The organism is Caldithrix abyssi DSM 13497 (assembly GCF_001886815.1).
Classification (GTDB): domain Bacteria; phylum Calditrichota; class Calditrichia; order Calditrichales; family Calditrichaceae; genus Caldithrix; species Caldithrix abyssi.
Genome location: NZ_CP018099.1, coordinates 1,973,052 through 1,987,341, shown reverse-complemented (window position 1 = coordinate 1,987,341; position 14,290 = coordinate 1,973,052). Strand labels below are relative to the sequence as shown.

The window sequence follows — 14,290 nt, the reverse complement described above, 5'->3', positions numbered from 1 at the left end:
TTAAAATGAATAGATTGTTTGTTATTGTCTTGATCATGGTTCTCAGTCTGGCGTTTAATCTGACCGGTCAGCAAGTGGACTATTCCGGAACCTCGGTGGCTAATTTTCTAAAGATCGGCGTGGGCGCGCGGCAGTCGGCCATGGGCGATGCCGCCATCTCCACGGTTGACGACCCCACCGGGCTATTCTGGAACGTGGCCACCATCAGTCAAACGCCGTCAAAATTCTCGTTTGTGGCCAGTTCCATGGATTGGCTGGTAGATACCCGGCTGTCTTACATCGCCACGGTTCTGAACTTTAAAGGCGTGGGCAGCTTTGGCCTGGACTTCCAGTATCTGGATTACGGCAAAATCGAAGAGACGACCGTGTACGATCAGGACGGCACGCAGCGCTTTTATTCGGCCAGCGATATGGCCATTGGTCTGGGCTTTGCGCGCGCCCTTACGCCGCGTTTTTCATTGGGCGTTAAGATGAAGTACATTCAGGAAAAGCTGGCAAACGTTCAGGCCGGCGCCTTCGGCTTTGATATTGGCGCGGTGTTCACCACATCGTTTTTTAACAACAATTTGAAATTAGCAGCCACTCTGGCCAACTTTGGCACTAAAATGAAGTTTTCCGGCCGCGATCTGGACGTGATTTACGTGGTGCCCGGCAGCCCCAGCAACAAACAAATTCCGGCCTCGCTGCGTACCCTGGAATGGGAAATCCCTCTGCTCTTTCGCTTTGGTATTTCTAACTATTTTGTTAAAAATCAAACCTGGAGTTTACTGGTAGCTTACGACATCCTGGACAGCAGAGATTATGCGGTTCGCCATAATCTGGGCATGGAAATAGGCGTTAAAAAGGCGCTTTATTTGCGGGCCGGCTACAAATTCAATTACGACCAGGTGAGCTACACGGCGGGCTTTGGTTTCGATTTTAGTTCGATTCTCGGATACAATTTAAAACTGGATTATGTTTATCTGGATTACGGCGTTTTTCAGGGATTAAACCAGTTCACTTTAATTCTAAATCTTTAAAATGTTATCGAGGGAAAAAATGAAGCGGCACATGATAATACTTTTAACTGTTTTTTTGGCCTTTCCGTTGCTGGCGCAAGAAAACATGATGGTTTATAAGCGCTGGAATATTTTCGACGTCAACAAAGTACGCACGCAGTTTGCCAACACCGGCTTGTTGTGCGACGGTAACCAGCAGAACATGGCGCTGGCCCGGCCGCCTGCGTTTGAATACCCGGCCGGCAGCGGTTACAGCTGGGGCACCGGCGTGGGCGTGGTGGTGGGCGCGCCCATCGATCAGGATCCCGGCGCTGTGGGCGGATGGCCCGATCCTAAAGCGGATTACTACGCCTTTTGCGACGCCACGCTGGACGAGGGCCCCGCGGCTTTCTGGGATGAAGAACACTTTTATCCCTATCCGGAATTTGTAAACGGCGATCGAGCTTTAATGAGCGACGATCCGGAAACCTGGCCGGCGCAATGGCCAGCGGTTTATCCCGTTCTGGGCGATCCCATTCAGTTCGATCCTGTGACGGGCTGGCCGGGCTTTGGTCCCAATGGCGAACAACTGGCCGATCAGGAGATGTTTTCTGTGGTGGAAGCCTGGGGCGGCACCGATCAATTTACGGCCACAGGCCGGGCCTACCCCAATTTTTTAAGAACACAAATGATCATCCGCGGCATGGCCTGGAAAGGCACTCTGTACGAAGATTTTATCGTCTGGGTGTTTGTGGTGCGCAATATTGGCGACGCGCCCATTCACGACATGCGCATGGCCATTCACGCCGATTTTAGCTTTATTCCGGAATTCTATCCGGGCATCGGTTACGACGCTGACCGCCACTATTACGATCCGAAACTGCAACTGGCTTACGGAACGGACGATGACGGCTACGAAGAGAGTCCCAAAGGCGGGAGCATACCACCGCAGGATATTGCCTGGGCCGGCGTGGTAGCGCTGGAAATGCCCGGACCGTCAACGAAAGTTGCCACTTACGATGCCTTTCACTTCTGGATGGAAGCCACCACCGAGCGCGGCAATGGCGCCCGCCCCGACTGGTACTTTGAGTACAATGTAGAAAACCTGAACGATCCGCACGACAGCAACGGCGACGGCATCGACGATGACTTTGATGAAAACGGCATTCCGGACGCGGAAGAAGGCGGTCCCGGCTATTACGTGGGCGAGGGCGCCGACGGCTTGCAAACCCTGGGCAGCCATCCATTTACCCTTGCTCCCGGCCAGAGCGACACGCTGATCTTTGCCACCGTGTTCGGCACCAGCGAAAAAGATATTAAAGTAAACGCCCTGCGCGCCATTAACCTTTATCAAAGCGACTGGGAAGTGGTGGACGCTCCGCCCGCTCCTGTCGTGGAAGCCATTCCTGGCGACAGAAAAGTCATGCTCGTCTGGAGCACCAACAGCGAAAAAGATCCGCAATTTGAGGGCTACAAAATCTATCGCTCGGCAGACGGCGGACAAACCTGGGGGTTGGACTCCTTTCAAGATTTCGAAGGCGGCATTCATTACATTCCTCTGGCGCAGTACGATCTTGCCAACAACATTAAAGGCAATTACAAAACCCTGCCGGAATACGCCTGGTTCAACCTCGGTTCCGATAACTGGGATGAACTGCGTCGCAGCGTGGTGGAAATTGATTCGTTTCAATACTTCAACGTGGGCGATACGGTGAATATCTTTATTGATAACAACGTAATCAACGGCTTAAAATACCGTTACTACATCGCCGCCTATGATAGCGGCAACGGCATCATCGGCCCGCTGGAAAACGGCGCCAGCAACAACCCGGCCGAAATGAACAATACGGTTGAGGTTATCCCACAGGCGCCGCAGGCCCGCTCTTCTCTGCAAAATGTGCGCGTGGTGCCCAATCCGTACATGGTGGCCGAACTGTGGGAACGCGGCTTAAAAGATCATCAAATCCAATTTACCGGCCTGCCGGAAAAAGCCACCATTCGTATTTTCAACGCGGCCGGCGAATTAATCCGCACACTACGGCACGATCCCACAACCAGTCTGACGCCCAGCATTTGCATCTGGGATTTAAAAAACCGTTACAATCAGTTGATCGCTCCGGGGGTTTACTTTTACCACGTTTCTTCGGCGATCGGTGAAAAAACAGGAAAAATATTGATTGTTCTTTGATTGTTCCGGAGCGCTTAGGGAGTAGCCAACGGATGCTAAAAGCCGCTTGCCATTGCTTTGACGAGATGGTTCCCTTTGCGCTCTACTTTATTTCAACAGTCGTTTTTAAGGCGCATTTGCTTTTAACCGGCTGGCTCAGCAAAACAATAGGAGCACATTGCGGAACAAACCGCCAATGAAATAAAAGTTAAAAGGGAGAATATGCGTTTTGTTCTTATTATTTTAAGCATGACGACATTTTTGCTGGCTCAAACGTTTAGCGTAGCGCGAACCAGCGCGACCACCATAACACAATCGGTGAATGCCAGCTTAAATCCTCAAAAATTGTTGATTTATTATGGCTGGCCTTCCATGATTAACGGAGCGACCAACAATCAACAGGCGGCCGATACGCTCGGCCAATATGATTTTGTGGTGCTGGGCGACGGCCTGGAAAAGACCTCTCACGGCGATCATGCTAACACGGTAGAAATAATCAATCTGATACACGCCAGCTACAGCACCAGAATCTTCGGCTACATTGACGCCGGCGTAACCACGCAAAACTTAAGTTTAAGCGAGATTGGAATTCGCATCAAAGAATGGAAGGCCACGGGAGCCGACGGCATCTTTTTTGACGATTTTGGCTATGATTTTCAAACAAGCCGTGAACGACAAAACGCGGTGATCGATTCCGCTCATGCCCAGGGCATGCCGGTTTGCGTTAATGCCTGGAACCCCGATGATGTGTTCAGCTCTGAGGTTGACGCCAATTTTAATCCCACCGGTGAACCGACCCATTTGAGCGCCGACGATTTTTACCTGTCGGAGAGTTATCAGATTGAGGCAGGAAATTATCAAAGCGAAGCGACCTGGCAAAGCAAAGCCGATAAGCTGGACGCCTACCAGCAAAGCATTGGTTTTGGAATCTGGTCGATTACCACTAATAATAGCGCCAACATTTACGATCAGCACCAATTCCACTACGCCTGGCACTCCGCCCTGCTCTACGGGCATAAGGCGACGGGCTGGGGCGAATATTTGTTCTCCAGCAACAATAACAGCGCCCCGTTTCGTCCCCGGCCGGTAGTTGATTCCGGCAGCGCTTTTTTAACGGCTGTGCAGCACAACAATCCTCAACACTCCCGTGAAACCAATACGGGCCTAATCTGGATAAGAACAGACGACCACAGCTATGGTTTTTCCAGCTCTTCCATTACTATCGACGGTAATTTTAGCGACTGGGCGGGCGTGGGCAGCTACGTAACCGATCCTCAGGGCGATTATTCGGACGCCAACCTGGATCTGCTTACCGGTTACTACACATACGACGCCAGCACCTTGTTTTTGCGCACCGATGTGGCCGGCGCGTATTACGCAACGGCCAACACCGGCGACGGCTACCACATCTACATCGACACCGACAAAAACGCAGCCACCGGTTTAAACTACGGCTGGTGGAGCATGGGCGCCGACTACATGATCGAGCAAGTTTCCGGCAGCGCGCCTAATCTGTACCAGTACACGGGCACAGGCTCCGACTGGAGCTGGAGTTTTGTGGGCAGCGTTAATGAGGCGCACAGCGGCGCTTCCAGCGAAATGGCAGTTGCTTTCAGCGATCTGGGAGTAACAACCGGCGACGAAATTTACATTCAATGGGCGTCGTCCGCTGCCTGGAGCGATCAGGACTACATGCAGGACGACCTTGGCGGAAGCAGAACGCCGGCCGTGCTGGGAACGACCAGCGCCGTTGAAAACACTGACTTTGCGCCGCAGGATTTTGTGCTGAAGCAAAACTACCCCAATCCATTCAACGGCACAACCGTGATCGAATACCGTCTGAAGAGCGGAGCAGCCGTTCATCTGGCGCTTTACGATGTGAACGGCCGCTTGCTCAAAACGCTGGTCGATGCCTATCAACCTGCGGGTCAGCACCGCGTGCTGATCGACATGAACCATCTGGCCAGCGGCGTCTATTTTTATCGTTTAAAAATAAAAAAACAGCAGGCCACACGTATGATGATCTTTAATAAGTAAAAAAGTTTTTGAAATATTAATTTTGCATAAAACGCCTGCAATGAGAGAAAGAGAGCTGGAATGAAATACCAGAATAAAGTTGTATTAAAACAAAACATCAGAACGCATTAATCTGTCGAATAGGCAAAAGATTCTATGTTTTTGTTCATAATGGGATTAAATGGAAGGAGTTTTCTATCCGGGAGATACGCATAATGATGTGTGATGTCAGCGCTTTTGAAATATTAAGAACGTAATTATGGATATGGCTTGATTTTGATGAACATTTCAATTTTTTTAGAGGAGCATTTGCGATGAGAATTTTTTTTCTGTTGATCGTATTTTTAACTTTCGTGTCCTGCCAGAAACAGCCGACGATTACCAATAAATTTCTAAAAATTGAATTTAATCCTTTGCTTCACTCCAGAGTATCCGCTCTTGCTGATCAGAGTCGGCCTTTGATGGACACCTTTCAGCCGGCGGAACAACTCATTTTGCAGGACAGGAGAATCGACGCTTTTAGCTTGCAGCAATTTAAAAGCGGGACCTTTCAAGATTCTATCGGAGCGGGAAAAGAGTTAAAGCTTACCGGTATTTTTGAAGATAGCGCGCTGAAAATCGAAAAGCAGGTTTACATTAAAATGTATGATCAATTCCCTCAAATGGCTGTATTTCAGGTTCGCTACAAAAATCTTGGCGGCCAACCACTTTTGGTAGAAGGCTGGATTAACCACCGCTACACGTTGCTACCTGAGCAAAAGACGACGCCTTCTTACTGGTCGTTTCAGGCGGCTTCTTATCCGGAGAGGCCGGACTGGGTTTTGCCCGTGGAGCGCGGCTTTTATAAAGAAAACTATCAGGGCATGAACGCTTCGGATTACGGCGGCGGCATTCCGGTGGTGGATTTATGGCGTACGGATGCGGGACTTGCGGTGGGCCACCTGGCATTAACGCCCAAACTGGTCTCTTTACCGGTTCGATTCGATTCCACCGCCGAGGGCGCAACTCTGGCCATTACCAGTAAGCGTCGCCTATCATTGCAAACGGGCGAATCCTTCACTACTCTGCCAACCTTTTTAACCGTGCACCGTGGCGATTTTTTCAGGCCGCTGCAAAGTTATTCGCAAATGATGCAAAAACGAGGTCTTAAATTTAAGCCATATCCGGAAACCGCCTACCAGCCCATCTGGTGCGCCTGGGGCTATGAGCGGGGTTTTACCGTTGAACAGATCGAAGGCGCCCTGCCCAAGGTAAAAGAAGTGGGCCTTGATTGGGCGGTTATTGACGACGGCTGGCAGACGGCCGAAGGGGACTGGTTCCTCCATCCCAAAAAATTTCCGCGCGGCGATCGCGACATGCGCGCCCTGGTCGATCGTATTCATGCCATGGGTTTAAAGGCCAAACTGTGGTTCGTTCCGCTGGCCGCCGATCCGGGCACCAGACTTTTGAAAGAACACTCCGACATGCTGCTGTTAAATGAAGATGGCAGCACGCAACTGATCACCTGGTGGGACAGCTACTACCTGTGCCCCGCTTACGAACCGACCCGCCAATACTTTAAAGGGTTGATTACCAAAATCATTAAAGACTGGGATTTTGACGGTTTAAAGCTGGATGGCCAGCATCAGAACGCCGTACCGCCCTGCTACAATCCCGCGCACAACCACGCCCGGCCGGAGGAGGCCGTGGAAGCGCTGCCCGCCTTTTTTGACATGATTTACCAGACGGCCATTTCCATCAAGCCCGATGCCGTGGTTGAAATTTGCCCCTGCGGCGACGCCGCTTCCTTTTTCAACATGGCCGTTGAAAATCAACCGGTGGCTTCCGATCCCACCAGCTCATGGCAAATCCGTTTAAAAGGTAAAGCCCATAAAGCCCTGATGGGGCCACAGGCGCCCTACTACGGCGACCATGTGGAATTAAGCGACGGGAAAGACGATTTTGCTTCGACAATTGGCATTGGCGGCGTACCAGGAACCAAGTTCGTCTGGCCGCCCGAAAGCTATTTTAACAAAGAAACCGGGCATATTGGCCTGACGCCAGAAAAAGAAAAAATCTGGAAAAAATGGATCGGCCTGTACAAAAAATACCAGCTGGCTAAAGGCCAATATGTCGGAACGCTGTATGACCTGGGCTATGACCGTCCGGAAGCGCACGTGATTCAAAAAGGCGATACCCTGTTTTACGCCTTTTACGCCGACGATTTTAACGGAACCATTGAACTGCGCGGTTTGCCGGCTAAAAAAACTTTAACCGTTTATGACTATGAGAATGCCAAAAATCTGGGCACGGTGAGCAGCGAGCGCCCCTTTCTTAAGGCGCAATTTAAAAAACATTTGCTGATCTATGTTAAGTGATCTTTTGCATAAACTTCCGTTGATGTTCACTAAAGCGGAAAAGGCAAAGCGCATGCGCCCGGCAGGCGGTCATTTGCTTTTAAACCATGCGGGCTTTCATTCCGGAATGCGGCGCCGACAGAAATCAATTTTGATGGGAATTAGTATGAAAAAGTTTTTCATTTTTCTTCTGGCGCCTGTCCTACTTATGGGACAGGCCTATATTCAGCGCGACACAGAGTCCTTGACTCTGGGTAACAACCATTTTGAAGCGCGTTTTAGCATTAAAGCCCGGAAAGCGAAACTGGATTATCTTTACAATAAAGATAGCGGGCAACGGTACGGATTTAAAGGAGATTTTTTCCGTATCACAACCACCTATCTCGGGGAGGGCATTACCCCGCCGCGCAATACCCCGGCAAAATGGAGTATGCAGGATTTTGTTTTACAAGACATCCGGCAAACAGGCAAAGGAAACAACCAGCAGGCGTTGTTAATATTTGAAGGCCATTCCCTTAAAATAACGCTGCGTCTGAACGTTCCCTCACAGGAGCCCTGGTTCAAAATCAACCTGGAATTAAGCCCCTTTAATGATGTGCCCGTCTTCATTGAAAGAGTACACGTATTTGACGGAAAGTTGATGGGCTTGCAAACGTCTCATGGCGGATTTGGCCAGCCGCTCTATGGCGACGATCTATTTTTTGGCATCGAATTTCCCGGCGCCTACTCTGAAAGCGGTGGCGGCGATCATGTTTCGTGCTGGTATCGCCTGGCTCAAAAATTATCTGTCAAAAAGCCGCTTTACACATACCCGGCCGTCATTGGCTTCGCTCCTTCCGGCCGGACACAGGAGACATTTTTTGGTTATATTCGCACATTACGTCCACGAAATGACGAGCCCTTCGTCCTTTACAATACATGGTACGATGTAAGAGATTTTTCTTACGACAAACTTTTGAGCACCATTCAGGCTTTTAAATCGACCTTAATTGATCGCTACGGTTTAACGCTGGACGCCTTTGTCATTGACGATGGGTGGGATGATGTTCACTCGGTGTGGGAGTTAAACAGGCAGAAGTTTCCTCAGGGCTTTGCGCCCTTACGCCGGGAACTTGAAAAAATGAACAGCCGTCTGGGACTGTGGATTTCGCCCTGGAATGGGTACGGAAGCGCGCGCGACAAACGCGTCCGCTGGGCCGGAGAACATGGTTACAAAACCTCGGGCAGACATCTTTGTCTGGGAGAGGACAGATATTTCAACACGTTTAAAAATAAGACTTTGCAGTATTTGAAAGAGGGCGATCTCTCCTTTTACAAAATCGACGGTTTTCTTTCCATTTGTAACGAAAGCGATCACGACCATTTACCGGGCATTTACTCCCGCACCACGCTCATCGAACGTTTAATAGAAATACTCAAAGCCCTGCGCGCCGAAAAGCCCGACATCTTTATCGACATCACGGTTGGCACCTGGCTGAGCCCCTGGTGGTTGCAATACGCCGACGCCGTGTGGATGACCGGCGCCGATTACGGCCATGCCGAAGAGGTGCCGGCCTTTAGCGAACGCGATAAAGCCATTACCTTTCGCGACTACACCCTGTACAAAGATTTTGTGGTTAATCAGTTTCAGTTTCCCCTGAGCAATGTGATGACGCACGGCATTATTAAAGGAAAATTAAATTTACTGGGCGGTAAGAACGAAACGCTGCGCGACTGGATGAACAACGTGGTTATGTATTTTTCGCGCGGCGTCATGATGTGGGAACTGTATCTTTCGCCGGAAATCCTGAGCAAAGAGGAGTGGGGTTTTCTGGCCGCGACCATGAAATGGGCGCACCGCAACCATAAAACTCTGAGCAATACCGTATTTTTAGGAGGCGATCCTTACCAGAGAAAAATTTATGGCTATTTGCACAAAGGAGAAGACCGGTCTATTTTGATTTTGCGCAATCCTTTTGTGCAGCCGCAGACCATTTCCTTTGAATTCGCCCGCCTGTTCGGCAAAAAGGAGAAGCGGGCGTTTATGGTAGAAACGCTCTATCCACAGCGATCCATTAAAGGCGAGCCGCTGAGGCCCGGCCAGCCGCTTTCTTTTAATTTGCAGGGCTATGAAGTGCTGGTTTTGCAATTTAAACCCATAAGCGACACTCAGCCCCTCTACTTAAGCGGGGCAGTTTTACAACCCTTGAAACAAACCGAAAACAGCGCGACCTACGAGCTTTATTGGGATGCAACAATGCCCCACGCTCCACGCCTGGTTAACAAAAGCAAAATTAAACGCCTTATTTTCAACGGACAAGACCTCTCCGTAAGCGCGTTTGAAAGTCTGCTGCAAAACTGGTCCGCCACGCAGCAAAAACGAACCAGCCCGCGCCTTTGCTTCAATGCTCTTGATCGGCAACAGATTTCCGGTTCCGTCGAGTTGGGCAAAGATACGCTGTGGTATGACGCTCGATTGGGATTTTTACTGGATTTCAGCGAAGCGGTAAAATCCCTGCGCATCGAATTTAAGATGGGCGAACGCACGGTTAAGCCCATCGTTAAAAAAGGCGCCGCAGGAAGATGGTACTGGATTTTACTGCCTATGGATGATTTGCAGCAGCCGGTTGCCTTTCACATTCAAAATGAGGTTGACGAGCCACTGCCTCCGGCTAATTTTTCCATCTGGGAAATGGGCATGAAAAAATTAGTCAAAATGGGTAAATTAACCATAAAGAGCAAAGAGAATGTGTTTGAAAAAGAAAACGACATCCCAACGGTTAGTAAGGGCAAATGGCAGACAAGGCCTCTTTTTAAGGGGAAGTTTTAATGCGGCGTCATTCCCGCGCAAGCGGGAATCCCTGACACAAAACAAAGGAGTCATTCCCGCGCAAGCAGGAATCCTTTTCAAAATGCAGGGGATTCCGGCTCTCGCTGCGCTCGGCCGGAATGACACCGGACTGTCATTCCCGCGCAAGCGGGAATCCATTCCACCCTTACACGTCATTCCTGCGCAAGCAGGAATCCTTTTCAAAATGCAGGGGATTCCGGCTCTCGCTGCGCTCGGCCGGAATGACACCGGACAGTCATTCCCGCGCAAGCGGGAATCCATTCCACCCTTACACGTCATTCCTGCGAAAGCAGGAATCCCTTTCAAAATACAGCGGATTCCGGCTCTCGCTACGCTCGGCCGGAATGACACCGGACTGTCATTCCCGCGCAAGCGGGAATCCCTTTCACAAAACAAAGGCGTCATTCCCGCGCAAGCGGGAATCCCATTCACCCAGAAAGGAGTAAACAATGTACATCGACTGGATAACCTGGAGCATCTGGCTGATCGGCTTTGTCATTCTGGTAACCTGGATTTACGTGCCCATCAAAGAATTTAAACGGTTGTACAAAAGCCATAAAGAGAAAGACAAAAAAGCAACCGATTCGGCATGAATTCCGACCAGAACGTTTTAAGGGTTAGGCCGTGGGCAATTTCCTTCCCCCGGTGAAAATAATCTTGTAAGATTACCTTAAAGCGGTAGCTTTTTGCTTGCATAAAAACGTTCAAAGGCTTTGCTTTAAAAAAATGCTTTTTTACGGAACTTACAGATTGATTGGAGGCTTACCGTGGCGTTAATAGACATCATTATTGTAATCGCATTTTTGCTACTGACCTTTTTTGTGGGCAGCTTTTTTTATAAATGGGTGGGCGAGCCCGATGATTTTTATGTGGCAGGTCGTAAGCTAACGCCCTTTATTCTGGCGGCCGTCATTACCGCGACCAATGTGAACCTTTACAGTTTTGTGGGACAGGCGGGCATTGCCTACAAGCATGGCATTTCCATTTTGTGGCAAACCTGGACGGGCAATATGGCGCTTGTGTTTTCCGGTTTGTTCATCATTCCCATCATGCGCCGTTTACGCGTACGCACCATTCCGGAATTTTTAAGCATGCGCTACAATAAGTCTGTGCGCCTGCTGGTGGGCATTTTGTGGGTTTTTCGTCTGGCTTTTTGGCTGGGCGTGGTGCTGTACACGGCCGTGGTGGCGGCGCAGGCTATTACCGGCATCACCTCATATCTGTTCTGGATTGTGGCCTTTGCCATTATTGCCATCATTTACACCATGTTAGGCGGCATGTGGTCGGTGGCCTTTACCGATGTCATCCAGTTTGTTTTTATGCTGGGCGGTGCGTTAATCGTTCTTCCTATGGCTATGAAGGCGGTTGGCTGGATGCCCGGTTTAATCGAAAAGCTGCCGGAAAACAGTCTGCAACTGGTACGACAAAGCGGTACGTACAACTGGAAATTTATTCTGGCCATTTTCTTACTGGGCATCCAGTGGGCCAGCGTGGATCAGGGACTGCTGCAGCGGGCCTTTGGCGCGGAGAGCACTAAAACCGTGGCCAAAGGAATGGTGCTGGCCGGCATTATCACAACGCCGTTCGCCCTGCTGTGGAATTTGCCTGGGCTGGCTGCCGCCGTGCTCTATCCCAATTTACAAAATCCGGATCAGGCCATTCCTACCTTGCTTTCGCAAATGCTGCCGCCGGTCATTCTGGGCCTGGTAGTCGTCGGTCTGCTCTCTTCTCAACTTTCGACCATTAGCGGAAATTTAAACGGCGTAGCAACGCTATTTACCAACGATATTTACGAAACCCTTAAAAAGCGCCAGGCCACAAACAAAGAAATTTTATTCATGGCTCGCTTCATCACCTTTTTAGTGGGCTTGTTTATGATCGGCTTTGCCTTTTTAGTGCCCAAAATGGGCGGCGCAGTCGAGGCCTATCTGACAATTATCGGCATCATGGACATGCCGCTGTTCATCGTAGGCATTTTGTACGGCCTGCTCTGGAAGCGCGCCACATCTGCCGGGGCCATCTGGGGATATCTGGCCGGAGCCGTGGCCGGCATAATCGGCAAGTTCTATTTTCAATTTGATTTTAATCTGACCACGTTTTTAAGCGCCGTTACGGCCTTGCTGGTTATGCCTCTGGTCAGCTATTTAACGCGTCCGGAAAATAAAGAGAAAATTGAAATCATCTGGAAGGCACGCCGAACCAGCGCAGAAGAAGAGGCCAGCGGCAAAGTTTACAACATTATTCCAGAAACTCCTGCGGGCAAGTTAAGCTTTTCGCTCTATATAGCTGGCGTTCTCATTTTTTTGGGCGGGGTAATCAGCGGCAGTTCGGGCTGGCCGTACGCCTCGCACCTTGCTGTAAGCGGCATGGTCATCTATTTTATTGGCGGCTATTTAAAGGTGGTTTTCGACTAATGGCAAAAGGGATTCCCGCGCAAGCGGGAATCCCTTCCACCCTTCCATGTCATTCCCGCGCAAGCAGGAATCCCTTTCAAAATGCAGGGGATTCCGGCTCTCGCTGCGCTCGGCCGGAATGACACCGGACAGTCATTCCCGCGCAAGAAGCTCTTTTAGCGTTTTTTCCACCTTTTCTTTTAAAATCGGCTCATCCTGCGGCAAGACCGTTCTCAAATCCAGAACCACCTGTTCGTCTTCAATGTAAGTAATGACCGGCGGCTCTTGCAGGCGCATTAGCTTGCTAAAACGGCTGGCTTTGACTTTTTCTGATTGAAGTCTTAAAGCCGCACCCGGCAGGTGCAACAAAGGGTAGGCGCCGCTGCCCACACGGCCGGGCGTTGTTTCGATTTGAAAGAATTTTCTGAACTCCGGCTGCAGAGCGTTTAAAAAATTTTCACAGCGCTTTTTCAATTCCTGTTCGCTGGCCTGCAATGCCTGGTGCGCTAATATTCTTTGTGAACTGTCTTTGTAAAAATATTGCAGCAATGTTTGCTGCAATAATTTGATCATGAACTTATCCAGCCTGAGGGCCCGCAGCAGGTGATTTTGAGCGCAGCGTTGAACATATTCGCGTTTCCCGACAATAATGCCAGCCTGCGGGCCGCCTAACAGCTTATCGCCGGAAAAGGAGATCAGATCCACGCCCGCCCGAACAATGGCATTAACCTCCGGCTCGTAGCCGCCAGCCAGGTGCGAGGTTTCTGGCATGGAACCGCTGCCTAAATCATAAATAACAGGCAAACCGCGGTCGTGCGCCAGAGCGACTACCTCCTCCAGCGCTGGTTTGTGCGTAAATCCCTGTACTTCGTAATTACTGGGATGACAGATTAAAATCGCACCGCTTTGTTCATGGATGGTTTCTTCGTAGTCGCGCAAATGGGTTTTATTGGTTGAGCCGATTTCGCGCAAAATGCAGCCGCTGGCCTTCATCACCTCCGGCAAGCGGAAGGATCCGCCGATTTCGATCATCTCCCCGCGGGAGATAATCACCTCTTTTTGATAGCCCAGGGTGTTGAGCATTAACATGACGGCGGCGGCGTTGTTGTTGACGGCAAATCCGTCTTCGGCACCGGTTAACAGGCGCAGCAAATAACTCAGATGGTCATTGCGTTGACCGCGTTTGCCGCTGGCCAAATCCAGTTCTAAGTTGCAATAGGCGCTGATCTCTTTTAATGACTCCATCCATGACGGTTCGATCGGCGCTCTTCCCAGGCCGGTATGCAACACAACGCCCGTGGCATTGATCACCTTTCGCAATGTGCCGCGTTGCAGCGCCCGTAGCGCGTCGGACAATCGACTGCGCAGCGCAATTTCGATTTCATCTTTTGATTTTTCGGCCAGGTTCAGCAGGGCGGGATTCTCCCGCGCCTGCTCCAGATGCTGATTTATCAACTTTTTTAGAATATCGGCTTTAATCTCGGGAAATTCATCTTCCAGCGAGCTCAACAACTTATGAGTTGAAGGAAGTTTTTTCAGGAAATTTTTAGAAGGTTGCATGAACGGCAATC

The 14,290-nt window shown here is 50.1% G+C and carries 8 protein-coding genes; 7 read left to right on the top strand and 1 reads right to left on the bottom strand.

Annotation, left to right across the window (positions count from 1 at the left end; translation table 11 throughout):
• Positions 1-5: 5 nt before the first annotated feature.
• The 7 genes from Cabys_RS07805 (at position 6) to Cabys_RS07780 (ending at position 12,740) form a co-directional block, all read left to right on the top strand.
• Positions 6-1,019 carry a PorV/PorQ family protein gene (locus Cabys_RS07805; protein WP_006929769.1) on the top strand — a complete coding sequence of 338 codons (1,014 nt, stop codon included), beginning with the start codon at positions 6-8 and terminating at the stop codon, positions 1,017-1,019.
• A 19-nt stretch (positions 1,020-1,038) separates the two neighbouring features.
• Positions 1,039-3,165, top strand: coding sequence for a fibronectin type III domain-containing protein (locus Cabys_RS07800; protein ID WP_006929768.1), 2,127 nt, complete (start codon positions 1,039-1,041; stop codon positions 3,163-3,165).
• 201 nt (positions 3,166-3,366) lie between these two features.
• Complete coding sequence (locus Cabys_RS07795; protein WP_006929767.1) at positions 3,367-5,181, top strand: T9SS type A sorting domain-containing protein; 1,815 nt, start codon at positions 3,367-3,369, stop codon at positions 5,179-5,181.
• 293 nt (positions 5,182-5,474) lie between these two features.
• Positions 5,475-7,517, top strand: coding sequence for a glycoside hydrolase family 36 protein (locus tag Cabys_RS07790; RefSeq protein WP_006929766.1), 2,043 nt, complete (start codon positions 5,475-5,477; stop codon positions 7,515-7,517).
• 145 nt (positions 7,518-7,662) lie between these two features.
• Positions 7,663-10,305 (top strand): alpha-galactosidase, encoded by a 2,643-nt coding sequence (locus Cabys_RS07785; protein WP_169313656.1) that lies wholly within the window; start codon positions 7,663-7,665, stop codon positions 10,303-10,305.
• A 470-nt stretch (positions 10,306-10,775) separates the two neighbouring features.
• Complete coding sequence (locus tag Cabys_RS20020) at positions 10,776-10,919, top strand: hypothetical protein (RefSeq protein ID WP_006929763.1); 144 nt, start codon at positions 10,776-10,778, stop codon at positions 10,917-10,919.
• Positions 10,920-11,093: 174 nt separating this feature from the next.
• Positions 11,094-12,740 carry a sodium:solute symporter family protein gene (locus Cabys_RS07780; protein ID WP_006929762.1) on the top strand — a complete coding sequence of 549 codons (1,647 nt, stop codon included), beginning with the start codon at positions 11,094-11,096 and terminating at the stop codon, positions 12,738-12,740.
• A 132-nt stretch (positions 12,741-12,872) separates the two neighbouring features.
• Here the strand turns inward: Cabys_RS07780 and selA are convergent, their stop codons facing one another.
• Complete coding sequence (gene selA / locus Cabys_RS07775; protein WP_006929761.1) at positions 12,873-14,279, bottom strand: L-seryl-tRNA(Sec) selenium transferase; 1,407 nt, start codon at positions 14,277-14,279, stop codon at positions 12,873-12,875.
• Positions 14,280-14,290: the final 11 nt, after the last annotated feature.